This is a genomic window from Streptomyces griseicoloratus, from assembly GCF_014534645.1.
GTDB classification, from domain to species: domain Bacteria; phylum Actinomycetota; class Actinomycetes; order Streptomycetales; family Streptomycetaceae; genus Streptomyces; species Streptomyces griseicoloratus.
The window spans coordinates 230,430-254,517 of sequence record NZ_JACVQF010000200.1; the positions used below are offsets into that span (position 1 = coordinate 230,430).

Annotated in this window: 18 protein-coding genes; 4 read left to right on the top strand and 14 right to left on the bottom strand. The window is 71.3% G+C overall.

Annotated features, from left to right (window positions below; translation table 11 throughout):
• Positions 1–45: 45 nt before the first annotated feature.
• Positions 46–1,518, bottom strand: coding sequence for an aldehyde dehydrogenase (locus H0H10_RS21565; protein WP_188182665.1), 1,473 nt, complete (start codon positions 1,516–1,518; stop codon positions 46–48).
• A 244-nt stretch (positions 1,519–1,762) separates the two neighbouring features.
• On the opposite strand from H0H10_RS21565, the gene H0H10_RS21570 reads away from it, so the two are divergent.
• A complete protein-coding gene (locus H0H10_RS21570; RefSeq protein ID WP_188182666.1) occupies positions 1,763–2,380 on the top strand; it encodes a TetR/AcrR family transcriptional regulator in 618 nt (205 codons plus the stop codon).
• A 42-nt stretch (positions 2,381–2,422) separates the two neighbouring features.
• Here the strand turns inward: H0H10_RS21570 and H0H10_RS21575 are convergent, their stop codons facing one another.
• The 7 genes from H0H10_RS21575 to H0H10_RS21605 form a co-directional block, all read right to left on the bottom strand.
• Positions 2,423–3,349 carry a LysR family transcriptional regulator gene (locus H0H10_RS21575; RefSeq protein WP_188182667.1) on the bottom strand — a complete coding sequence of 309 codons (927 nt, stop codon included), beginning with the start codon at positions 3,347–3,349 and terminating at the stop codon, positions 2,423–2,425.
• Positions 3,350–3,403: 54 nt separating this feature from the next.
• A complete protein-coding gene (locus H0H10_RS21580) occupies positions 3,404–4,762 on the bottom strand; it encodes an MFS transporter (RefSeq protein ID WP_188182668.1) in 1,359 nt (452 codons plus the stop codon).
• 66 nt (positions 4,763–4,828) lie between these two features.
• Positions 4,829–6,271, bottom strand: coding sequence for an aspartate ammonia-lyase (locus H0H10_RS21585; RefSeq protein ID WP_188182669.1), 1,443 nt, complete (start codon positions 6,269–6,271; stop codon positions 4,829–4,831).
• Between the two features lie 511 nt (positions 6,272–6,782).
• A complete protein-coding gene (locus H0H10_RS21590) occupies positions 6,783–7,928 on the bottom strand; it encodes a M20 family metallopeptidase (protein WP_188182670.1) in 1,146 nt (381 codons plus the stop codon).
• On the bottom strand, positions 7,928–8,602 hold the full coding sequence (locus H0H10_RS21595) for a DUF1028 domain-containing protein (protein ID WP_188182671.1): 675 nt from the start codon (positions 8,600–8,602) through the stop codon (positions 7,928–7,930). Before H0H10_RS21595 ends, H0H10_RS21590 begins: the two co-directional genes overlap by 1 nt.
• Positions 8,599–9,069: a RidA family protein gene (locus tag H0H10_RS21600; RefSeq protein WP_188182672.1), complete on the bottom strand. Its 471-nt coding sequence runs from the start codon at positions 9,067–9,069 to the stop codon at positions 8,599–8,601. Before H0H10_RS21600 ends, H0H10_RS21595 begins: the two co-directional genes overlap by 4 nt.
• A 10-nt stretch (positions 9,070–9,079) precedes the next feature.
• Positions 9,080–10,366: a flavin-containing monooxygenase gene (locus H0H10_RS21605; RefSeq protein WP_188182673.1), complete on the bottom strand. Its 1,287-nt coding sequence runs from the start codon at positions 10,364–10,366 to the stop codon at positions 9,080–9,082.
• Between the two features lie 264 nt (positions 10,367–10,630).
• Between H0H10_RS21605 and H0H10_RS21610 the strand changes: the two genes are divergently transcribed.
• Positions 10,631–10,996, top strand: coding sequence for a peptidoglycan-binding domain-containing protein (locus tag H0H10_RS21610; protein WP_188182674.1), 366 nt, complete (start codon positions 10,631–10,633; stop codon positions 10,994–10,996).
• Positions 10,997–11,074: 78 nt separating this feature from the next.
• Here the strand turns inward: H0H10_RS21610 and sbnA are convergent, their stop codons facing one another.
• The 6 genes from sbnA to asnB form a co-directional block, all read right to left on the bottom strand.
• Positions 11,075–12,100 (bottom strand): 2,3-diaminopropionate biosynthesis protein SbnA, encoded by a 1,026-nt coding sequence (gene sbnA, locus H0H10_RS21615; RefSeq protein ID WP_188182675.1) that lies wholly within the window; start codon positions 12,098–12,100, stop codon positions 11,075–11,077.
• A 35-nt stretch (positions 12,101–12,135) separates the two neighbouring features.
• Positions 12,136–13,206 (bottom strand): 2,3-diaminopropionate biosynthesis protein SbnB, encoded by a 1,071-nt coding sequence (sbnB, locus tag H0H10_RS21620; protein ID WP_188182676.1) that lies wholly within the window; start codon positions 13,204–13,206, stop codon positions 12,136–12,138.
• Positions 13,203–14,207, bottom strand: coding sequence for a TauD/TfdA family dioxygenase (locus tag H0H10_RS21625; RefSeq protein WP_188182677.1), 1,005 nt, complete (start codon positions 14,205–14,207; stop codon positions 13,203–13,205). Before H0H10_RS21625 ends, sbnB begins: the two co-directional genes overlap by 4 nt.
• 43 nt (positions 14,208–14,250) lie before the next feature.
• Entirely contained in the window at positions 14,251–17,511 is a 3,261-nt protein-coding gene (locus tag H0H10_RS21630) for a non-ribosomal peptide synthetase (RefSeq protein ID WP_188182678.1), read from the bottom strand.
• A 10-nt stretch (positions 17,512–17,521) separates the two neighbouring features.
• Complete coding sequence (locus tag H0H10_RS21635) at positions 17,522–20,119, bottom strand: Pls/PosA family non-ribosomal peptide synthetase (RefSeq protein ID WP_188182953.1); 2,598 nt, start codon at positions 20,117–20,119, stop codon at positions 17,522–17,524.
• Between the two features lie 438 nt (positions 20,120–20,557).
• Positions 20,558–22,399, bottom strand: coding sequence for an asparagine synthase (glutamine-hydrolyzing) (asnB, locus tag H0H10_RS21640; protein WP_188182954.1), 1,842 nt, complete (start codon positions 22,397–22,399; stop codon positions 20,558–20,560).
• 136 nt (positions 22,400–22,535) lie between these two features.
• Here asnB and H0H10_RS21645 point away from each other — a divergent pair, with 136 nt between their 5' ends.
• Together H0H10_RS21645 and H0H10_RS21650 are read left to right on the top strand one after the other, a co-directional pair.
• The gene (locus H0H10_RS21645; protein WP_188182679.1) at positions 22,536–23,180 is read left to right on the top strand and encodes a DUF6461 domain-containing protein; all 645 of its coding nucleotides are present in this window, start codon (positions 22,536–22,538) and stop codon (positions 23,178–23,180) included.
• A gap of 49 nt (positions 23,181–23,229) precedes the next feature.
• Positions 23,230–24,069 carry a class I SAM-dependent methyltransferase gene (locus tag H0H10_RS21650; protein ID WP_188182680.1) on the top strand — a complete coding sequence of 280 codons (840 nt, stop codon included), beginning with the start codon at positions 23,230–23,232 and terminating at the stop codon, positions 24,067–24,069.
• Positions 24,070–24,088 lie beyond the last annotated feature (19 nt).

Below are 24,088 nucleotides of genomic sequence, written 5' to 3' on the forward strand. Positions count from 1 at the left end.
CGGTGGCGGATGCCGTGCCGGAGAGGGTGTCGGTCGCAGGGGCGGTCAGCCGTGGGCGATCCAGGTCGTCTTCAGGCCGGTGTACTTGTCGAACGAGTGCAGGGAGAGGTCACGGCCGTGGCCGGACTGCTTGAATCCGCCGAAGGGAGTGAACGGGCTGAGCGCGTCGACGGTGTTGACGGACACGGTGCCCGCACACAGGGCGTCGGCGACGCGGTGGGCCCGGCCGAGGTCCCGGGTCCACACGGAGGCGGCCAGTCCGTAGGCGGAGTCGTTGGCGAGGCGGACCGCCTCGGCCTCGTCGCGGAAGGGCAGCACGGTGAGCACGGGGCCGAACAGTTCCTCGCGGACGAGCGGGGCGTCGGGTCCGAGCCCGGTGACGACGGTGGGGTCGAGGTAGGCGCCGTCCCGGTCGGGTCGTGTGCCGCCGCACACCAGCGTGCCGCCCGACGACCGCAGGGCTTCGAGGATGCGTTCCACCTGGGCCTCGTCGACGAGCGGCCCGAGACGGGTCGTGGGGTCGAGCGGGTCGCCCGGCAGCCAGGCGCGGGCGTGTTCGGCGACGCGGGCCGTGAACTCCTGTGCGACGGCGGCCTCGACCAGCAGCCGGGTGTTGGCGGAGCACACCTGCCCGGCGTTGTAGACGAAGCCCCAGGCGGCGCGTTCCGCGGCGGCCTCCAGGTCGGCGTCGGCGAAGACCACGTTGGGGCTCTTGCCGCCGGCCTCGGGCCACACCTGCTTCAGGTTGGACTCGGCGGCGTAGGCGAGGAACCGCCGGGCGACGGCGGTGGACCCGGTGAAGACGAGGGTGTCCACGTCCGGGTGGAGACCGAGGGCCCGCCCGGTCGTCTCCCCGGGGCCGGGGACGACGTTCAGCACGCCGTCGGGCAGGCCCGCCTCCGAGGCGAGTTCGGCCAGGCGCAGCGCGGACAGCGGGGACTGCTCGGCCGGCTTCAGTACGACGCTGTTGCCCGCGGCCAGGGCCGGCGCCAGTTTCCAGCTCGCGATGTCCAGGGGGAAGTTCCAGGGCACGACGGCGCCCACGACGCCCAGCGGGGCGCGGCGGACGAGGGCGAGGTTGCCGGGCGGGGCCGGGGCGACCTCGTCGTAGAGCTTGTCGGCGGCCTCGGCGTACCAGGCGAAGACGCCGGCGGCGCCGGGTACGTCGGTGCCGTGGGACTCGGCGATGGGCTTGCCCATGTCGAGGGTGTCGCACAGGGCGAGTTCCTCGCCGTTCTCCTCGATGAGGCAGGCGAGGGCGAGCAGGACCCGCTTGCGCTCCGCGGGTGCGGTGCGCGACCAGCGGCCGTCCTCGAAGGAGGTGCGGGCCGCGGTCACGGCCCGGTCGACGTCGGCTGCCGAGCCGGCCGCCACATGAGCGGTGGTCTTGCCGGTCGCGGGGTTCACGGTCGGGATCCACCGGTCGCCGGCGGGCTCGGTCCACGCTCCGTCGATGAACAGGCGCGTGCGTGGCGTGAGGTCGGCGGCGCGCTGCCGCCAGTGGGCGTACGTGTGCATGCTGTGGCCTTCGATTGCGTCGTGGGACGTCGGCGAACCGGTGCTCGTTCGGATCGGATGGGGCCTGGGCCGTCTCAGGGGCGCTGCCGGAAGCGGCGGCGCGACGGGGGGGCGGGGAGCTCGGCGGTGAGTGTCCGCGCCCACTTCTTTGAGTCGAGATTCAAACAATGGGTGAACCGGACGTCAATGCTCTCGGCGGCAACTTCTTGCGAAGACTGATACGCGTAGCAGAGAATCGACCACCATGGGGAAAGCGGGCAGACCACGCAACCAGACGGCACGCAGGCAGGCCCTCGTCTCCGCCGCGGGCCGGGCCATCGCGGAGCGCGGGCTGGAGGGCCTGCGCATCAAGGACATCGCGGACGCGGCGGGCGTCTCCCAGGGCTCGGTCCTGTACTACTACCCGGAGCTCGACGACCTCGTCCTGGAGGTGCACCGCGGCGCGGTGGAGAGCTACCTGGACTCCCGTCAGCGGGCCTACGACGAGGCGCCCGCGGAAGATCCCGCGGCACGGCTGCGTGCCCTGCTGAACAGCGGTCTGCCGGGCACGACCGACGATCCGGTCCACGGGCTGCTGTACGAACTGCACCGGCGGGCCGGCCGCAGCCCGGGCCACGCCGAGCTGATGACGTCTCTTTTCGCCCGGGAGGTCGCGCTCTACACGACCGCCCTGGAGGTCGGCGCCGCGACCGGCGTCTTCTCGCTGGCCGCGTCCGCGCACGATCTGGCGCACGGGCTGGTGGCCCTGGAGGACGGCTTCGGTCTGCACATCGTCAGCCACAACGCGGCTGTGCGCCCCGGCAGAGCCCGTGAGCTGATCACGGCCCACGCGCGGGCGGTGACGGGCTGCCCCGGTCTGTAGCCGGCCGCCGCCCGGGGGGTTCACCGACGGGCGGGTGGCCGCTCAGGCCCCGGCGGCCCGGTCGGCGATCTCCCGCAGCAGGTCCATCACCGCCTGGGCGCGGGCGGTCTGGGTCATGCCGCCCACAGAGGCGATCTTGACTTCGAGCGGAGGGCCGCCGTCCCGGAGCTGCAGTTCCGCGACCTCGCCTCCGCCGTACGTCTGACCGGTCGCCGGCCGCTGGTTGAGCACGGAGTAGCCCAGTCCCCGGGCCACCAGGGAGCGGACGGTCTCGTAGCTCCGGGTCCGGTAACGGACGTCGGGCGCGGTGCCGGTGGCAGCCACCAGTGAGCGGAAGTAGTCGCGGCTGTGCGGAAGGTCCAGCAGAACGAGCGGTTCCGTGGACAGTTCGGCCAGATCCACGCTGCCCTGGCCGGCCAGCGGGTGATCGGCCGAGACGATGACATGGGCCGGGGCGCGGGCGATCGTCTCACTGCGCAGGGCCGGCTCGGCCGCCAGACCGAGGTCGTAGGTGAGGGCGAAGTCGATGCGTCCCGCCGTCAGGGCGTCGACGAGCTGGTCCGTCTCCGCCTCCACCACGTCGATCTCGATGCCCGGATGGCGCCGGGTGCACTCGCTGAACAGGGGTGGCAGGTAGAAGGGGGCCAGGGTCACGAAGCAGCCGACGGCCACCGGCCCGGAGATGGTCTCACCGTCTCCCCGGGCCTCCCGTTCGACCTCCCGGGCGCGGGCCAGCAGCTCCCGCGCCTGCTGCCGCAGCCTCTCCCCCGCGGGCGTGAGGGTCAGCCCCCGGCCCCGTCGGCGGATGAACAGCTGCACCTGAAGGTCGCGTTCCAGATTGTAGACGGCCGCGGACACGGCGGACTGCGCGATGTGCAGCTCCGCCGACGCCTCCGTCATCGAACCGCGTTCGGCGGCGACGAGGAAGTAGCGGAGCTGTACGAGCGTGAAACCCACTGGTGACGTCATCCGTGACCCTTGCGCCTGGTGATCGGTGTCGGTGCCGACCCTATGCGGCACTGTCTAGCGGGTCTCGGGGGCCGCCGCTTCCTCCGACACGTCCTCCGGGTGCAGCAGCGTGGAACCGGCGGTCTCCCGCAGGGTCAGGGCGGCGACGAGACCGCCGACGGCGAACACCATCAGGTACGGGCCGGGCACCAGGGTGCTGCCGGTCGCGGAGATCAGCACGGTCATCAGGTACGGCACGGTGCCGGCGAACAGGGCTGCGGTGAGGTTGTAGGCGATGGACAGGCCGCTCTGACGCGTGCGGGTGGGGAAGGCCTCCGCCGACCACACCGCGTACGTGCCGAGGATCGCGGCCAGGATCACACCGAGCAGCAGACCGGCGATCCAGGTCCCGGCGAGCCCGGTCCGCATCAGGAGGAAGGCCGGGGTGGAGACGACCAGCAGGGCGGCCGTCGCCCCGACGAACACCGGCTTGCGTCCCACCCGGTCGGACAGCAGGCCGAACAGCGGCACGAGCACGAGTCCCAGCAGTGAGATCACCGTGGACAGCAGGGCGGCGCTGCCGGCCGAGTGCCCCAGGTGGTCGGTCTCGTAGGTGACGAGGTAGGTCAGCACCGCGTAGAAGGGCACGTGCATGGCCGCCATCAGGCCCGCCGCCTGGAGCAGCTGCCGCTTGTGGCGGCGCAGCAGCTCCCGCGCCGGGCTGCGCGGGACGGAGCCGCCGGCCTCCAGCGCCCGGTACTCCGGGGTGTCCTCGATCTTGTTGCGGATGATGAAGCCGATGACGCCCAGCGGCGCGGAGACGAGGAAGGGGATGCGCCAGCCCCAGGCGGTCAGCTGATCGTCGTCGAGTCCCGTGGACAGCAGCAGGAAGACGAACGAGCCGGCCAGGAAGCCCAGCAGGGAGCCGACCTCCAGCCAGCTCACGCCGAAGCCGCGACGGCGCCGGGGCGCCATCTCGGCGAGGAAGCTCGCCGCACTGCCGAACTCGCCGCCCGCCGCGAAGCCCTGGATCAGGCGCAGCACCACCAGGAGCACCGGGGCCGCGATCCCGATCGACGCGTAGCCGGGCAGCAGACCGATCGCCAGGGTCGCGCCGGACATCATGAAGATGACCAGCGACAGGGTGCGCTTGCGCCCGATCCGGTCGCCGAGCGGCCCGAACACCAGGGCACCGATGGGCCGGATGCCGAACGACACGGCGAACACGCCGAACACGGCGAGCAGTCCGGTCGTGCTGTTCTCGGCCGGGAAGAACACGGTCGCGACGGTACCGGCGAGATAGGCGTAGGCCGCCCAGTCGAACCAGTGCACGAACACGCCGACGGCTCCCGCGGCGACGCTCCTGCGCAGTGCGACCGTGTCGGTGGCCACCGCGGCTTCGGTCGTCGTGGCGTCGCTGTTGAAGGTGCGCATACGCGCCTCCTTGGGTGGATGGGTGGAGAGGGCCTCAGGTGTGCGGGTGCCGCCGGCGCCGCGCCCTCAGAGCGCGGGCAGGCCGGTGAGGGAGGCGGGGCTGGTGAGCGCGCGGAGTTCCGCCTCGGTCAGCAGCTCGCGCTCGCGTATGAGGTCGAGTGCCGGTCTGCCGGTGTGGTGCGCCTCCAGCGCGATGGCGCAGGCGGTCTCGTAGCCGAGTGCGGGGCCGAGCGCGGTGACCAGTCCGGTGGAGGCCGCGACGGTCTGCGCGAGCCGGGTCCGGTTGGCGGTGATGCCCCGCACGCAGTGCTCGGTGAGGACCCCGATCCCCGCGGTGAGGTGGTCGAGGCCGGCGCTCAGACTCCGGTGGATGACCGGCTCGAAGGCGTTGAGCTGGAGCTGGCCGCCCTCGGCGGCGAGGGTGACGGTCACGTCGTTGCCCATGACCTCGAACGCGATCTGGTTGACCGCCTCGGGAATCACCGGGTTCACCTTGCCGGGCATGATGGAGGACCCGGCCTGCCGTGCGGGGAGGTTGATCTCGCCGAGTCCGGCCTGCGGTCCCGAGGACAGCAGACGCAGGTCGTTGCAGATCTTGGACAGTTTCACGGCGATGCGCTTGAGCACGCCGGACAGTTGCACGAAGACGCCGACGTCCTGGGTGGCCTCGATGAGGTCGGGTGGGGACTGGAGCGTCCCGATCCCCGTCAGCCGGCGCAGGTGCTCCATCGCACGCTCCCGGTAGCCCGGGCGGGCGTTGAGTCCGGTGCCGATCGCCGTGCCGCCGAGGTTGAGTTCGTGCAGCAGCACTCTGGCCTCGGCGAGCCGCTGTTCGTCCTCGGCGAGGGTGGCGGCGAACGCCCCGAACTCCTGGCCCAGCGTCATGGGTACGGCGTCCTGCAGCTGGGTGCGGCCCATCTTCAGCACGTCGGCGAACTCGGCGGACTTGGCCGCGAAGGCCTCGCGCAGGCCGGCCAGGGCGACGAGCAGCTCGGCGATGTGCGCGTCGAGCGCCAGTTTCACCGCCGTGGGATACACGTCGTTGGTGCTCTGTCCGAGGTTGACGTGGTCGAGGGGGTGCAGGACCGCGTACTCCCCTCGGGAGCGGCCCAGCAGTTCCAGGGCGCGGTTGGCGATCACCTCGTTGGCGTTCATGTTGGTCGACGTGCCGGCGCCGCCCTGGATGAGGTCGACCACGAACTGGTCCCGCAGTGCGCCGTCGCGGATCTCGGCGCAGGCGTCCGCGATCGCCGACGCCCGTGCCCCGTCCAGGGCGCCGACCTCGGCGTTGGCGCGGGCCGCGGCGTGCTTCACCGCGGCCAGTGCGCCGATCAGGTGCGGCCGGGCGGCCAGGGTCTCTCCGGTGAGGGGGAAGTTGGCCACCGCCCGGGCGGTGTGCGCACCGTAGTAGGCGTCCGCCGGCACGGCGACGTCGCCGAGCATGTCGTGCTCCGTGCGGTACCCGGTGTCCGGCCGGGCGGTGTGCCGGGGGTCTGGGATCAGGGGCATCGGTGTCCTCCGGGGCGTCGGGGATCGAGAGGCCAGCCGAGTACGCCGGCCGCCCTCGCGTACCGGCCGGGGCAGGGCCGTGCGGAGCCGGCGGCGGGCGGCACGGCGCTGTCCGCGACCGTGGCCACGGGCAGCGCGTGGGCGCGTCCCGGCAACCTCGCGGCGTGCCGGGGGCGTCCTTCCGTGGCGTCGCTGCGCCTCCGGGCGGAGGGCGGGTGTGCGTCGTCCGGGACGACGGTGGGGTGGACGGTCACCTCCGTGCCGTACGCACCGGGACGGTGAGCAAGGGGGCCGGGCGTGCCGCCCGTCCTCGCCGTGCGGCGGACGTCCGCAGCCGGGGCGGCGGCCGCGCGGCGCCGCCGGGTGGCCGCGAGCTGCCATCGGTGACCGCGGTGCACCGCGCCGGACGGGCCGGTGATGACCGCTGCCGCACCGGACCCGGGAGGAACGCCACCCGGGTCCTCGCACGGCACCCGGCCGGTCCGAGCGGTCACGGCGACGGCCGTCCCGGTCATGCCGCCGCTCCCCCGGCCGGCATGCTCCGGTCCACGCCGGTCCAGGCCAGCGCGATCGCCCCGTCGAGCAGCGCCCGCCGAGCCGTCCCGCCGACGCAGTACGCGGCGAACTCGTGCTGGTGGTTGGTGGCGGGCAGGGATCCGATGCCGATGTAGGGGTGGATGGCCGGGACCACCTGCGAGACGTTGCCCATGTCGGTGGAGGCCCGGTTCATCCGCGCGGCCTGGCCCGGCGGCGCGAACTGCCGCCCCAGGGCGAGGGCGTTGGCGCGGTAGTGCCCGAGGGCGGTCTCGTCCGTGCGGAACTCCGCGTACGGCTTGCTCTCCGGCTCGATCTCCAGCTCGCAGCCGGTCGCGAGGGCACCGGCCTCGAAGGCCCGCATGACCCGTGGCTCCAGCTCGGCCAGTTCGGCGAGCGTCTCCGCCCGCACGTACCACCGGCCGGTCGACCGCTCCGGGATGGCGTTCGGGGCGTCCCCGGCGTGGGTCACCACACCGTGCACCCTGGCCGAGGCCGGCAGCTGCTGGCGCAGCAGGCCGATGGCGACCTGGGCCACGGTGAAGGCGTCGGCCGCGTTGACCCCGGCCTCCGGGTAGGCCGCGGCGTGCGCGGACTTCCCGGTGTAGGAGACCTTGGAGTGGCTGACCGCGAACGGGCGGGCCTCGGCGACGTCGACCGGCGCCGGGTGCACCATCATCGCGAGGTCCACCCCGGCGAAGGCGCCCCGGTCGAGCATCTCGATCTTGCCGCCGCCGCCCTCCTCGGCCGGAGTGCCGTAGACCTCGACGGTGAGGCCCACGTCGTCGGCGACGGCGGCGAGGCCCAGCGCGGCCCCCACCGAGCTCGCCGCGATCAGGTTGTGCCCGCAGGCATGACCGAGGCCCGGCAGCGCGTCGTACTCGGCGCACAGCGCGATCCTGGTGGGTCCGCTGCCGAACCGTGCGAGGAACGCCGTTTCCAGGCCCAGGTAGGACGAGGTGACGTCGAATCCGGCGCGTGCCAGCGGTTCCGGTACGACCGCGGCGGCCCGGTGTTCCTCCCAGGCGGTCTCCGGGTCGGCGTGCAGCCGCTCGGAGAGGCCGATCAGCTCCTCGGCATGACGGTCGACGGCCTGCCTCACCGCTTCTTTCGGCGCGCCCATCACAGGTCTCCCGGCACGCCGTACGAAGGAGCGGAGGCGGGGTCGAGGCCGCGACGCACGTAGTCGTCCCGCTGCGGCAGCCAGACGTCGAGGAGTTCGCCGAGCCGGTCCACGGGGCCGTCGGCCCAGTCCACCCTCAGGTCGGTCACCCGCCAGTCCACGTCCGCGACGACCGCCAGCCCCGCGGAGTACACCGGCCCCTCCTCGCCGCCGGCCGCGACGGCGGCCTTCAGGGCGGTGACCAGACGCTCCTCCAGCTCTCCGCCGGCCGCGGCGTAGGCGTCGAGGAGAACGCCGGGGATGTGCTCGCCGGACAGCATGTTGCCGGCCGCCACCGCGCCCTCCGCGGTGGCCGAGGCGTGCTTGCCGAGCGTCCGCGAACCGCTGAAGGCGAACCCGGCACCGGAGCGGCCGAGCACGGTCAACTGCCGGTACTGGATGGTCTTCTCGTTGCGCGCCGCGCCGGTGACGTCGGCCAGGGCGCGCTCCGCGTCGCCGTGGTCCGCCAGGGCCTCCAGCAGGCTGGTGCCGAGCGTCGGGTCGGTGACGTTCTGCGAAGCCGCCGCTCCGACCCCGGGCCGCAGATGGGCGACCCGGGCGGCGACCGCCGGACTCGACGAGGCGGCCACGATGCCGAACCGCTCACCGTCGCGTACCACCAGGGACATGGTCATGCCCGGTCCTCCTCGGGGATCACGGCGATCGCGTCGATCTCGCACAGCCACTCCGGGCGGGCGAGGGCGGAGACCACGAGGCCGGTGGAGATGGGGTGCACGCCCTTGGTCCAGCGGCCCACGGTGCGGTACACCGCCTCGCGGTAGCGCGGGTCGATCAGGTAGATGGTGAGCTTGACCAGGTGCTCCATCCGGCTGCCCGCTTCTTCGAGCAGCATCTTGATGTTGGCCATGGCCCGCTCGGCCTGGGCCTCGGCATCGCCGATGCCCACGGACTCGCTGGTGTCGAGGTCCTGGCCGATCTGGCCGCGGACGTACACCGTGTTGCCGGCGACGACGGCCTGGCAGAGGTCGTTGTCGAGGTTCTGCTCGGGGTAGGTGTCGCGCGTGTTGAACGGACGGATCCGGGTGTGTCCGCCGGCGACGACGGGGGCCTTCGGCGGGCGGCCCTCGCTCGTGGAGGTCATCGTCTGCTCCTCAGTTCTCCGGGGTCGCCGGCACGGCGCCGGGGCGGTCGGTCGGGCGGTACGCGAGGTAGCCGCGCTGGATCATGATGTGGTCGGCCACGTACCGGGCGTCGTGCCATACGCCCCAGATGAAGCTCGACCCGCGGCGGGACAGCCAGGGCAGGCCCAGGAAGTAGACGCCGGGCTCGCTGGACACTCCTCGGCGCTGGTTCGGCCGGCCCTTCTCGTCGAACGCGTCGACCTCCAGCCAGCCGTAGTCGGCGGCGAAGCCCGTCGCCCAGACGATCGAGGTGACGCCGGCCCCGGCCAGGTCGAGCTCCAGGCGGGGACTGGTCAGGCACTCCGGGTCCGGTCCGAGGACGTGGGCCTGCGGTTCCTCGGGGAAGTCGAGCCCGTTGCGCTCGACGTACGCGTCGGCCGCCCGGAGGAAGTCCAGGTACTTGGTGTCGCCGAGCGCGATGTTCGCGGCGAGATCCGGCGCGAAGCGCAGGACGCCGTCCTCGTAGGAGTCGGTCAGGCCGACGAGCTCGATGCCGGTTCCGGCCAGGGCGCGGAAGTCCACGGTGTGGCCGCCGCGGGCGCCGCTGACGGCGATGGTGACGTGTTCGGCACCCTGGGGAGGGGTCTCCGCGTCCCAGACCCCGAGCACACCGAGCCACCAGCAGAAGTCACGTCCTCGGTACTCGCGGGGAGGACGGTCGTGCGGACCGACGGAAAGGAAGACCCGGCGGCCGGACCGGCGCAGCTCGTCGGCGATCTGGACGCCCGAGGAGCCCGCTCCGACCACGACGACCGCGCCCTCGGGCAGCTGCGCCGGGTTCCGGTACCCGCTGGAGTGGATCTGCACGGGGACGGCGCCGTCCGGGACGATGGGCGGGATCACGGGCCGCTGGAACGGTCCGGTGGCGGCCACGACGAAGCGTGCGTCGATCAGGCCCTCCGACGTCTCGACCCGGAAGCCGGGCCGGCCGGCGTGCCTGCGCACCGAGGTCACCTCGACACCGCACCGGACCGGGGCACCGATCTTCTCCGCGTACGCGACGAAGTAGTCCGCGACCTGGTCCTTCGAGGCGAAGGCGTCGGGGTCGACGTCGGAGAACTCCAGCCCGGGGAACCGGTCGTGCCACGCGGGCCCGTTCGCGACCAGGGAATCCCACCGCTCCGAGCGCCAGCGCTCGGCGATGCGGTGCCGCTCCAGGACGATGTGCGGTATGCCGTGGGCTCCCAGGTGCTCACTCATCGCCACGCCTGCCTGGCCCGCCCCGACGACGACTACTTCGGTTTCTTCACTCGGCATTTCGCCTCCACTCAGGCGGTAGTGCATCCCGTGTCGCGTTGACTGTGCTACCGCACGAGACATCCTCAGACGCCCTCGGAAAGCTGTCCAACAGATGTTTCCGTTGTAGGCGATCTGATTTCGCGATGCAGGCGGGGCGCGTGCCGGCACTGAGGCGTTCCAGCGGCCACCACATGCTGCGCCTCGTGATGTGCGGGAGAATGAGGACTCTTCCGCTTCCGCTCGCCGAGCTTTCCAGCAACTGGCCAGACCGGAAGGAGCGGTATGAGAGAGAACAGATGGGCCACCGTGGTCGCAGCGCTGTGCGCATCCGCAGCACTCGGGCTGGTGGCACCGCACGCAGCCGTGGCCGACCCCGAACCCTGCTCCTACACGTCACCCGGCCTTCGGCCCACGCTCACCTACGGCGACACCGGCGAGGCGGTCAAGCAGGCCCAGTGCCTGAGCAACGTCTGGGGCGGCGAGCCGCCCAAGCTGGCCCTCAACGGTGTCCTCGACTCCGCCACGCTGGAGAAGATCGAGTGGATCCAGGTCTGCCACGGCCTGCCGCCGAGCGGTGTCATCGAGGACCGCACATGGCAGGTCCTCTATCGCCCGGCTCTGGACTGCTACCACCCCTACCCGGCCTGAGGAGTTCACCCCCCGGCCGGACCGGACGGCCCGTGTGCGTTCTTCGCACCCGGGCCCGTCCGACTCCGGTGTCACGGGCTACGGCTGTGGCCGGCGGTCCGGTTCGCGGGGTGCGGACTCCTCGGTCCGGACCGTGGCGGTCATCTCGTCCGGGTCGAGGATCTGGTCGCCGTACAGGTCCTGCAGCCAGTTGGTCTGGTAGATGGTGTCGAGGTAGCGCTCACCGAGGTCGGGTGCGATGGCCACCGCGGTGATGTCTTGCGCGTCGTGACGGGAGAGCCACTCGGTCGCGCCGCTGACCACCGTTCCCGTCGAGCCGCCGAACAGGAAGCCGCGCCGGGCCATCCGGTGGCAGGTACGGATGGTCTCCGCCTCCTCGACCCTGATCACCTCGTTGACGTAGGACTCGTCGAGCAGCGGGGGACGCATGCTCATGCCGAGCCCGGGGATCATCCGGCGGCCGGGTTCGCCGCCGAAGGCCACCGAGCCCACGCTGTCCACCGCGACGATGCGCACCGGCCGGTGCCACTGCCGGAAGTAGCGGGCGCAGCCCATCAGGGTTCCGGCGGTGCCCGTGCCGATGAACAGGACGTCCAGGCTCGGGAAGTGACGGGCGATCTGCTGTGCCGTCGTACGGTAGTGCGCCCGCCAGTTGCCCGGGTTGGTGTACTGGCTGAGCCACACGTACCGGCTGTCGGAGGCACACAGCGAGCGGACGTACTCGACCCGGGTGCCGAGGAATCCGCCGTTCTCGTCCGGGTCGGCCACGATGTGCACCCGGCTGCCGAGCGCCTCCATCAGCAGGCGGGTCGACAGGTTGCAGCGGGAGTCCGTCACGCACAGGAACTCGTAGCCCTTGCTCGCGGCGATCATGCTGAGCGCCACGCCCAGGTTGCCGGACGAGGATTCGACGAGGATGGAGTCCGGTTTCAGGATGCCGTCCCGCTCGGCGCTCGCCACCATCTCGTTCGCGGCCTTCAACTTGATGGAGCCGGCGAAGTTGAAGCCCTCGCACTTCAGGTAGAGGGGGCATCCGAAGATCGGCTCGAGGTCGACGAAGAGACGGCCTTCGTTGAAGTCATGGGGAGCGGATATCACGGGCACGATGGGCCTCCTGGTACCGGGGAAGGGCAACGGCCTCAGCCGTACCGGCGCAGGTCGTGGAAGAAGTTGTCGATGAGGCGGAGGTTTCCCGCCCTGGCCGTTTCGTCGTACACGTACTTGCCGACGGCGAGGTCCAGGACGCCGAGTCCGAAGGGCGAGAAGACCACCGGTCGGTCGGGCGGCGCGGCGGCCCGCCCGAGCATCACGTCGTTGAGCGTGCCGTTGAGGAAGTCCCGGTTGCCGGTGCGCTGTTCGGTCAGGTGGGGAGAGGTGCCGGCCTTCAGGCAGTGCTCGACGTCGTCGACGAAGTTGGCCGAGGCCATGAGGACTTCGGGGGCGAGGTCGCGCAGGGACACGTGCAGGACGAGGGGGTTGTGGGCGAACAGGGACGGGTCGGTGACGTGCGGCTCGCCCGCGACGGTGGCGAAGACCACGAGATCGCAGGCGCGGATGAGGTCCTCGGCACTGTCGTGGACGGTGACGTCGGCGGTGGTCCCGCGCTGTCTCAGGTACCCGCAGAACCCGGCGGCGCTGTCGGCGTCGAGGTCGTGCACGCCGATGGTGTCGAAGGTCCAGCCGGTGCCGGCGAGGAACGTGTGGATGTAGCGGGCGATCAGCCCGGTGCCGAAGAACCCGACACGGCTCGGGCGCGGCCGGGAGCGGCTGAGCCAGTCGGCGGCCAGCGCGGCGGACGCCGCCGTCCTGGTCGCGCTGATGATGGAGCTCTCCAGACAGGCGAACGGGTAGCCCGTGCCGGGGTCGTTGAGGATGAGGACCGCGGAGGCGCGGGGCAGCCCGGCCCGCACGTTGTCCGGGAAGCTGGAGATCCACTTGAGTCCGTCGACGTGCACCGACCCGCCGATGGAGGCCGGCAGCGCGATGATCCGTGCGGTGGGACGGTCGGGGAAGCGCAGGAAGTACGACGGGGGGTTGACCGAGTCCCCGGCGCCGTGCAGCCGGTAGGTGGCCTCGACCAGTTCGACGATCTCCTTCTCGCGCCCGTCGAGTGCTTGCTGCACCTGGGCGCCGGAGATCACCGCGAACGTCGGCGCCGAAGCCGTGTCGGGCGTGACCGGCTGCGTGACGGTGGACAACAGGTTGGTCATCGCCGGTCTGCCTCCGAGGTCGGGCCGGAGCCGGCCGGGCGGTGGGGCTCGGCCATGCCGACCAGCACCTGTCGCTCTCCGGTGTAGGGCTCTCTGCTGTGCGCGGTGCGGATGTTGTCGACGAGCAGCAGGTCACCGGCCTGCCAGGGCTCACGTCGGGTGTGCTCGTCGTAGGTGGCGTTGAGCAGTTGGACGATGTCCTCGCCGATCGGACTTCCGTCACCGAAGCGGGTGTTGAACGGGAGGCCGTCCTCTCCGTAGAGGTCCACGAGGTATTCGCGCACCTCCGGGGCCAGCGTCCACTCGTTGAGGAAGGCGATCTGGTTGAACCAGCAGTCCTGGCCCGTGAGAGGGTGCCGGACCACGGCCGGGCGCCGCTGTGTGGTGCGCAGGGAGCCGTCCGGCTGCCAGGTGAAGTCGATGGCGTTGGCCCTGCAGTAGCGCTCGATCTCGGCGCGGTCGCCGGTGCCGAACGACTCCTCCAGGGACGCCCCGATCTCGTCGGTGTAGCAGCGGGTCAGCAGCCAGCCCTCACGCTCGAAGCGCTCCCTCGGCTCGGCGGGAAGCGCCTGAAGGACGCGGGCCGCGTCGGCCACCGCCGTCGCCCCGCCCTGGTCCGGCGCGGTCAGGCAGGCGAACAGCATGAGGCCGGGCGTCTCCAGCGTGTAGCTCAGCTCGTGGTGCATGCACATCGGCTGGTTGGCCGGCCAGGTCGTGGAGGAGTACAGCCCCGGGCCGAACTCCTCGCGCGGGGCGAAGGACTCCCGTTCCGTCATGAGACCGCCGGTCAGACGGTTGAAGACGGCACCGACCTGGTCCTTGTCCCGCAGTCCCAGGCCGCGGACGAGCAGTGCCCCGTGTTCGGTGACCTGGGCGCGCAGCGCCTCGCGGTGCCGCGCCGCCCAGCTCGGTGCGTCGGCCGGGGTGTCGACGTGTGCCACCGCGGGTTTGTCCGGGCGCAGCTCCACGTCGAGCGCGGCTGCCAGGGATGAGGTCGTCATCTCGGTTTCCTTTCGGTTGCCGGTCTGGAGGGCCTGGCCGGCTTCAGGAGGCGGCCAGCGGTGCGACGGCGGCCAGGACGGCCCGTGCCGCCTCGGCCGGGCGCAGGCGCGGGAAGTAGTGGCCGCCGTCGGCGAGTTCGTGCAGGTCGACGCGCTCGGCCAGCAGCAGCCAGTCCCGGTGGGCGTCGGCGTGTCCGGCCGTGATCGGGTCGTCGGCGGCCACGACCACCGACACCGGAACCGACAGCTTCTCCTGGGGCGGGTCGTCCAGGACGTCGCAGAAGTACAGGTGGGCGGAGAGGCAGTCGTGCCGGTAGGCGGCGCCGATGTGCCCGGCGTGCTGCTCGTCCAGCTCCGCCAGCTCGCCGTAGCCGCCTTCCGCGGCCAGGCGCGCGGCGATCGCCGCGTCGTCCCGGCTCCTCAGTTCGCCGGCTGCTGCCCGGCGTTCGGCAGAGGTGCCGGGCAACTGGGCGCCGAGGAACAGTCGCGTCACCTCCACACCGCGGTCCTGGAGTCTGCGGGCCGTCTCGATGGCCGGTGCGGTGCCCGACGAGTGGCCCCACAGCATGACCCGGGTCAGGCCGCGTGCGGTGATCTCGGCGGCGACCCGCTCCGCCACCTGTGCGATCGACGCGAACGGCTCGTGGGGGGCGGCGGGGTCGTGACCGGGCAGCTCCACCGCGAGGACCTGTGTGCCGCTCCCGGCCAACGCGTCGGCCATCGGCTGGTAGTTGACCGCGTTGCCGCCGGCGTGGGGGAAGCACACGAGGGTGCACTCCGGCGTCTCGTCCGCCCCCGACAGCGGCTGGAGCAGTTCCGTGCGCTGCCGGGCAGCGCCGTCGAGGAGGGCGGCCAGGTCGCAGAGCACCGGGTGCCTGGTGATGTCCTTGAGGGACACCGCGCGGTCGAGCGCGATCGTGAGCTTCACCGCCGTGAGGGAGGTGCCCCCGGCGGCGAAGAAGTGGTCCGTACGGCGGATCCGGTGCTCGGGCACGGCCAGCAGCTCGGCCCAGGCGGCCGCCAGCCTCCGCTCGGCCGGGGTCCGCGGTACGTCGTCCTGCGCGGGCGTGTCGTCGTGGGCGGCGGGCGCGCTCTGCTCGGCCAGCGCGGTGAGCGCCTTCCTGTCGGTCTTGCCGTTGGCGGTGAGCGGGAGTGCGGACTGCCAGTGGAAGGCGGAGGGGACCATGTAGGCGGGCAGGTCGGCGCCCAGCGCGTCGCGCAGCTCGTCGGTGGGCAGCTGCCGCCCCGAGTAGAAGGCGATCAGGTGCTGGCCCTGTCCGGCCCGCGAGGCGACGACCACCGCGCCGTCCCGCACCCCGGGAACCTTCAGCAGGGTGTTCTCGATCTCGCCGGTCTCGATGCGGAAGCCGCGGATCTTGACCTGGTTGTCCCGGCGCCCGAGGAACTCCAGCTTGCCGCCGGGGTGCCAGCGGCCCCAGTCACCGCCCAGGTAGAGCCGTTCGCCCGGCCGGTACGGATCGGCGAGGTACGCCTCCTTGGTCCGCTCGGGGTCGTTGATGTAGCCCCGGCCCACACAGACGCCGGAGAAGGCGATCAGTCCGGGTGCGCCCAGCGGCACCAGCGACAGCTGCTCGTCCACGACGTAGACGTGCACGTTGTTGACCGGCCGGCCCAGCAGGACGCGCTCGCACACCCCGTCGATGATCTCGTGATTGGTGTCGTCCGAGGTCTCGGTCAGGCCGTAGGCGTTGACCAGTCCGATCCCCGGCTGGACGGCGAACCAGCGCTGGACCAGCTCCGGTTTGAGCGCCTCGCCGGTCACCGACACGTAGCGCAGGTCCGGGAGCTCACGGGGGTGCTGCTCCAGGTAGGAGACCAGGACCTCCAGATAGGAGGGCACGAGCTGGGCGACGCCGGCCCGGCCGCTCACCAGTGTGTCGACGAACCGCTCCACGTCCACGAGGACGTCCTGTCCCACCAGCAGTGTCCGCCCGCCCGTCAGCAGCGCGGACATCATCTGCCACAGCGAGATGTCGAAGCACTGCGGTGCCGTCTGCGCCACCACGGTGCCCTCGCCGATGTCCAGGTCGTCGATCTTGGCGAAGAGGTGGTTGAGCATGCCGGCGTGCTCGCACATCGCGCCCTTGGGCTCACCGGTGGATCCGGAGGTGAAGTAGATGTAGGCGAGCCGGCCCGCGTCCACGGCGACGCCGGGGTCGTCGTCGGGGTGCGGTTCCGCGTACGCGTCCTCGATGAGCAGCTTCTCGGTCTCCGGGAGCCGGGACAGCGCCTGGTCGAGGGTGCCGGTGCTGCCCGCTTCGGTCAGCACCAGCCGGCATCCGGCCCGCGTGAGCGTCGCGGCGATGCGGCCGGGCGGGAACTGGGGCTCGATCGGCAGGTACGCGCCTCCCGCTTTGAGGACCGCCAGCGTGGCGGCCAGCCAGTCAAGATCGCGTTCGGTGACGACGGCGACCACGTCCTCGGGGCCCAGCCCGCGGGCCAGCAGTGCCCGTGCCAACCGGTTGGCCCGCGCGTTGAGTTCGCCGTAGGTCCACTGCCGCTCGCCGTGCACCGCCGCCACCACGTCCGGATGCGCTCGCGCACGCTGCTCGAAGAGCTCGTGCGCCCGCGCGTCCGGCAGGGGCCGCCGGGGTCCGGCCAGTCCTTCCAGCTGCTCGCGCACCTCGTCGTCCGACAGCAGGCTCTGCCGTGGGTGCCAGGCGTCCGCGTCGGTCGTCATCAGCCCGAGTGCCGTCAGGTGGTAGCCGGCGATCCGGGCCGCGCTCTGGGCGTCCAGCACGTCCGTGCGGTAGCGCAGCCGTAGCGTGAGCCGTCCGCCGCTCTCGGACCAGTGCACCTGCAGAACGCCGTCGCCGGCCGGGGGCCCGTCCGCTTCCATGGGCCCGTACACGACCTCGTACGACGGCTCCGCGGCCCGCAGTTCGCGACGCAGTTCATCGACCGGGAAGTCCCGGTGGGCCAGTACGTCCGTCTCCGCCCGGTGAGCCGCGGACACCAGTGAGCGCCAGGTGCCGGGGGCGACGGGCAGGCGACAGGGCAGGGGCTCGCCGCGTGCTTCGGGGACGTACCCCGTCACGACCTCCTGCTCGCCGGACAGGACGGCCAGCACCTTGGCGTGCGCCGCCAGCAGCAGCGCGCCGACCGGTACGCGCAGTTGACCTGCCAGTCCGCGTACCGCGTCCGCCACGGCCCCGGGCACCGGGGTCTCGTGTCCGGCCGTGCCGGGGGACGGCTCGCGAACCCATCGCGGCACCGCGGTGGAACCGCCGGCGGTCAGCACTCGGCTCCAGAACTCCCGGTCCGCCTCCACACGTGCTCGCATCGCATGCTCCTCAGTTCACGGTCGCCGCGGCGGCGCCGTCCACGGACGGTGGTGTGCTCCGGCCGGTGCCGCCGGGCTGTACCCGGGCCTCCGGCGTCTCGACGGCGGGGTTGCCGCCCCAGCGCGCGTGCGGGGGGATCTCCTCGCCCTTCATGAGGAAGGAATCCGGTGCCAGTTCCGCGCCGTCGCCGATCGTCACGCCGTAGTGCACGTGCGCGGCGACGCCCAGCGTGCAGCGGGCACCGATCGTGGTGGCGTCGGACTTGAAGGTGCCGTCCTCCTGCGAGTGGCACTGGACCTTGCTTCCGGCGTTGAGGGTGGTTTCGTCGCCGATGGCGGTGAGCGTGCGTTCCGTGATGAAGCAGCCGTCGTCGAAGACCCTGCTGCCGATGCGGACGCCCAGCAGGCGCCAGACGAGGGACTTGTAGGGGGTTCCGTTGAAGAGGTTCAGGTAGTGGTCCGGAACCTTCCACAGGCGCTCGTGCGACCAGAAGGCGGGGTCGTAGATGGAGCACAGCAGGGGACGCAGCCTGCGGAACGACCTGATGCAGTGTTCCACCAGGATGTAGTAGGCGGTGGAGAGGGCGAGCGTCAGTGCCACGTACGAGGCGATCACGATGTGTCCGACCACGCCGTACAGGTTCACGGAGGCGAGGGCGAGGAGCGTGAGCGCGAGGGTGTGCAGCCACCGCACGAACAGCATGAGGGCCATCGTGCGCAGGTTGTGGCGGTTCTTCGCGGCGAGGCCGCGGCGCAGGCCCTCGCCGGTCCTGAGGTCGTCGAACCGCGAGTCGCGCTCCACCGATCTGGGGATCTCGAAGCACGGTGAGCCGAGGAGCCCGACTCCTTCGCGGACCTCTCCGTCCAGCGGCACCATCACCTTCGTCGCCAGCAGGCAGTTGTCGCCCGTCCGGCCGCCGGTGGGATAGGCGATGTTGTTGCCCAGGAAGTTGCGCGGACCGATCGACGTCCGCGACAGCCGGAAGGACGTCGCGGAGTAGTCCGCGTTGATGACGGAGAGCCCGTCGGCCACCATCGTTCCCCTGCCCACGGTGACGAGCAGGGGGCTCTCGTGCTGCACCACGGTGCCGAAGTTCGACCCGGTCTGCTCGACGTCCGACAGGTCGTACCCGATGCCGCGCAGGTAGTGCACGATGTACGAGCTGTCCCCGAAGAGCCAGGTGAAGAACCTGATGTTCGTCATCCGCGCCGTCGCACGATGTACCGCGTAGTGGAACCCGTACAGCGGGTACACCCTGTCGGGTCTGACGACGAGGCCGAGCAGACGCGGAAGGGTGCACAGGGCGGCGAGGCCCAGGACGACGAAGCCGAAGAACAGGGTGAGGGAGAGCACCAGCGCGTCGGTCACCAGTTCCGGCAGTGTCAGTGTGGCGGTGGGTTCGAGCCGGTCGCGGATGGCCGGTATCTCGTTGAACAGGGTGTACAACCCGCCCACGGTCAGCGGGATGTACAGCAGGAACAGCTGGAGCAGGGAGGCGAGGCCGAACCACGCCCGGCGCATGGTGCCGCACGGGGCCGGCGCGACCCGCAGGTAGTCGACCTCCGTGGGCTGTGCGGGGGATCCGTGCCGGTGCTCACCGGCCCCGACGGCCTGGCCGCGGTGCAGGGACGAGGAGTGCCCCAGCTGTGCGCCGTCGCCCATGGACGTGTCGATGTCCAGTACGGTCTTCTCGCCGATGTAGACGTCGCGGCCGAGGGTGATCCGGCCGGTCTGGATGCGTCCCGCGTGCGCCCGGTAGCCGAGGAAGAACGAGTCCTTGCGGACGACCGTGCCGGAGCCGATCGACAGCAGGTCGGTGCAGACCGGCACGGAGCGGGAGAGAATCGTGACCCCCCTGCCGATCCGCGCCCCGAGCGCCCGCAAGTACAGCACGTACAGCGGATTTCCGACGAAGAGGATCATCGGATTCGCGTGGAGCAGTGCCTTGACGACCCAGAAGCGCAGATAGGCGGCACCCCAGACGGGGAATTCGCACGGCTTCCAGCGTCCGACCAGCACCCATTTGGCAACGACCGGGAAAGCGCACAGGGCCAGGAATCCGGCGCCGCCGAACAGCAGCGACCGTACGTAGATGTCCAGCGGCCCGGAGCCCTCGGCCACCCACTCGTATCCGCCTGCGGTGACGAGTCCGGCGACCAGCGCATATCCCAGGAAGAACAGCAATTGGAAGGTTCCGCAAAGGGTGTGGGCCAGCTTTCCGCTCGTCCGCGTGACCGGTTCCGGCGGCATCGGGCGTACGGACGGCGAGGGGGCCGCCGGGGAATCGGCACCGGCCGGGAAGGATTCCGCGAGGGCCGCCGCCAGGCTGCGGATCGTGGGGTACCGGTAGATGTCCTTCATGGACGGGGAGGGCAGGTCCTCCCGCTTGCGTACCCGCGCGCAGAACTGCGCCATGACCAGGGAGTTGGCACCGAGGTCGTCGAAGAAGTGCACGTCGACCGGAACGCTTTCGACGCCTGCGACGCCGGCCAGCGCTTCAGCCAGTAGCGTTTCGGTTTCCGTCCTCGTCGGACCGGGGCCGCTCCGCCCTGTGACGGCGCTTTCGCCCGGTACTTCTATGTGGACATCCGAAGACTGCTCCACGATGTGATCTCCTCGAGGGCGTCTGGGTCCCCGATGGCTGCCGGATACGAGTCAGGGCGCGGAGCGCCGTGCAAAGTCCCGCCGCGCCATCGGAAGCTCTGGCAGGTGCTCTTCTCCGATCACGAACTGAACTGTCGCTTCAGTTTCGGCCCGCCGTCGTCAGGCTGCCACTCCGAATCGATCACCGTGCGAGCGGGAAAGTGCCCCGCGGCCCCGTGATCCCTGGGCAGCCGCAGATACCGGGGCACATCACGGATCACCTGAATGGCGGATGCTTCGGGCCGGGCGATCCGGAATTCGGCGGTCGTGGAATGCCCCCTGCCCGGTGGGGAACGCGGGCGCGTCCGGGCGCAAGGCGGCCCACGCGACGGTCGCCTGGCGCTGTCCGCGCCAGGAGACCGTCGCGTGGGCCGTGACCGCGCCGTCAGGCGCGAGCCGGCGTCAGGAGGTGAGAGTGGGGTGTTCGAGGTCGGCCCAGACCGCGAGGTCCAGGGCGCGTTCGAGGCCGTTGCGCTCGGCGGTGGTGATGTCGCCGGGTGGGGTCGTGGTGATCTCCTGCATCCGGGCGCGGTTGAGGAGGCCGAGCGCGGGATTGTCGTCCGACGACAGCAGGTCGCGTACCTGGGTCTGCAGTTCGGCCACGTAGGCGGGGTCCTGGGTGGAGGGGTAGGGGCTCTTGGCCCTCTCCACGACCGACCGTGGCAGGAGTTCCTCGGTGGCTGCCCTCAGGAGGCTCTTCTCGCGGCCGTCGAAGGTCTTCATCGACCACGGGGTGTTGAAGACGTACTCGACCAGGCGGTGGTCGCAGAACGGGACACGGACCTCCAGACCGGTGGCCATGCTGAGGCGGTCCTTGCGGTCCAGGAGCATGCGTACGAAGCGGGTGAGGTGGAGGTGGCACACTTCCCGCATCCGGCGTTCCAGGGGGTCCTTCTCGCTGTCGAGGTGGGGCACCTGGGCCATGGCCTCCTCGTACCGCTGGGCCAGGTATCCGGGCAGGTCGAGCCGTTCCCTCAGCTCGGGATCGAGCAGCGAACTGCCGCCGCGGCCGTGGTGGCGTTCGAGCGCCGCCAGCCAGGGGAAGGTGCCGGCGTCCCGTGCGGCGGGGTCGTGGAACCATGCGTAGCCGCCGAAGACCTCGTCGGCGGACTCGCCGGACAGGGCCACCGTGGAGTGCTTGCGGATCGCCCGGAACAACAGCAGCAGCGACTGGTCCATGTCGCCCAGGCCCAGGGGCAGATCCCGGGCCCGTACGGCGGCGGCGCGCACGTCCGGATCGGCGAGCCCCGCCGGATCGAGGACGATGTCCTCGTGTTCGGTTCCCGCATGCCGGACGACATCGTGGACGTAGGGCGTGTCGGGTGTCGAGCGCAGGCCGTCCGGGATGAAGTTCTCGCTCTGGCCGACGAAGTCGACGGCGAAGCTGCGCACGGTTTCCTTCCCGCGGAGTTGCTGCGCTGCCAGCGCGGTGATGGCGCTGGAGTCCAGGCCGCCCGAGAGCAGTACGCACCGGGGTACGTCGGAGACCAGCTGCCGGCGGACGATGTCGTCGAGCAGTTCGCGTACGCGGGCGATGGTGTCCTGTTGGCTGTCGGTGTGTTCGACGGCGCTCAGCTGCCAGTAGGGCCGGGCGTTCAGGCCGGCGCGCTGGACGGTCACCACGGTGCCGGGTTCCACTTCCCGCATTCCCGCCCAGATGGCGTGGCCGGGGGTTTTGGCCATGGAGAACAGTTCGCGCAGGCCGTCCAGGTCGACGGTGCGGGGTGCGAGGGGGTTGGCCAGGATGGCTTTGGGCTCGGAGCCGAACAGTACGCCGTCGTCGGTGGTGAAGTAGTACAGGGGCTTGATGCCCATGCGGTCGCGGACCAGGAGCAGCCTGTCGGTTCGTCCGTCCCAGACGGCGAATGCGAACATGCCGTTGAGGTGTTCCGGCAGATCGGCGTCCCACTCCAGGTAGCCGCGCAGGACGACTTCCGTGTCGCTGTCGGTGTGGAAGCAGTGGCCGCGGTGGCGCAGCTCGTCGCGCAGCTCGGTGTAGTTGTACGCCTCGCCCGAGTACACCAGTACGACGTCGCCGTCCGGGGTCTGCTCACTCATCGGCTGGACGCCGCCGGGAAGGTCGATGATGGCGAGCCGGCGGTGGCCCAGTGCGGCGTGCGTGTCGAGCCAGAGACCCTGCGCGTCCGGTCCACGGCAGGCCATCGTGGCGTTCATGGCCTCGGCGGTGGGCCGCTCGGACCGCAGGTCGCGCTGGTAGGACACCCAACCGGAGATACCGCACATGGGGTAGCCCTCCTTGTCGTGGAGAAACATCCAGCGACTGGACGGAGCCCCCTACGAGACAGTAACAAGCGGTATCGGCCCGCGCAGCTCGCGTACGGAGAACCCGATGTCAGAGGGACGCGTCACGATGGCCTGCATGACGGACGGAATCATCTGGCTTGCCGCGCCCCGGTGCATCGCCTTCGGGGGTTACCGCGTGATGATGGCCCGCGGGCTGTCCCCGGAGGAGTTCGCGGACCGCCTCGCGGCTGCCGTCGACGGCGCCGAGCGCGTCGCCGTGGCGGTCGGGCAACACACGGGAGACACCCTCCTGGAACTCATGGAGGACACCTACGGCGATGCCTTCGAGGGCATCGGCCTGCGTCTCGGTCGCACCGGGGACTGGTCGTACGCGGTGGCGTACGGCGGCTGGCAGGGCGAGTTCGGCCCTCTGGAACCCGTCTCGCGCGGCGGCGCCCACGTCTTCCTGCTGGAGTACGAGGAGGAGAACGGCAAGCCCGTGCCACCGCAGTTTGCCCATGCCCACGACGGCCGCCCGATGAGCGCGTGCAATCTGCACCTGGACGCCTCCTGGGGCTACCGGGGAGTCGAGGGCGACCCCGTGACGGCCGCCCGCCTTCAGGAGTCGCTGACCGCCGCCGGTCTCCCGGCCCCGGAGCGGGACAGCAGGGAGGTGCACCGCATCGCGCTGGGGGTCGTCGAGCGGTTCTTCGGGCTCTCGCTGCCGAGAGATCCGGTCGTCAACGGCACCCTGCCGGCCGTTCTGCTGGAACCGGCGTGATCCGCGGGCATGCGCTCATGGGCGGGCGCACCCCGCTAGTCTGCTCCGCATGTCCGATCACCTCGCGCACCCGCGACGCGACGACAGGCCCGAGGAGTCCGGGCGGGAACGCCTGAGCCGGCTGTTCGACGAGGACGCGGAGCTGTACGACCGGGCCAGGCCCGGATATCCGCCGGAGCTGTACGACGACCTGGCGGAACTCGCGGGTGCCGGCCCCGGCAGCCGCGTACTCGAGGTGGGTTGCGGGACCGGGCAGGCGACGGTGCCTCTGGCCGGGCGGGGTTGCCGGATCACGGCCGTCGAGGCGGGACCGGACATGGCCGCGGTCGCCCGCCGCAACCTGGCCGGGGCCGCGGCGGTGGAGGTGGTGACGGCCGAGTTCGAGAACTGGCCGCTGCCCGAGGAGCCGTTCGACGCGGTCGTCTCGGCGACGGCGTTCCACTGGATCGACCCGGCCGTGCGGATGGTCAAGGCCGCCGATGCGCTGCGTCCGGGTGGGTCGCTCGCCGTGGTGCGCACCCAGCACGTGAGGGGCGGCACCGAGGAGTTCTTCGTCGAGGTCCAGCGCTGCTACGAGCGCTTCGACCCGGACACGCCGCCCGGGCTGCGGCCTCCCGCGGCCTCGCACATCGACGGCTCGGACCATGCGGAGGAGGTGGCGGCAAGCGGACGGTTCGGCCCCACGGTCTTCCGCCGCTACGAACGGAACCTCACGTACACCACGTCGGCCTACCTGGATGTGCTGCGGACCTACTCCGGCCACCGGGCTCTTCCGGAAGCCGCCAGGGACGGGCTGCTGGGGTGCATCGCGAACCTGATCGAGAGGCGGTACGGCGGCCGGGTGACCAAGCGGTACCTCATCGAGCTGGCAGTGTCACACAGGCGGTGACGCCGGCCGGGCCCGGTGC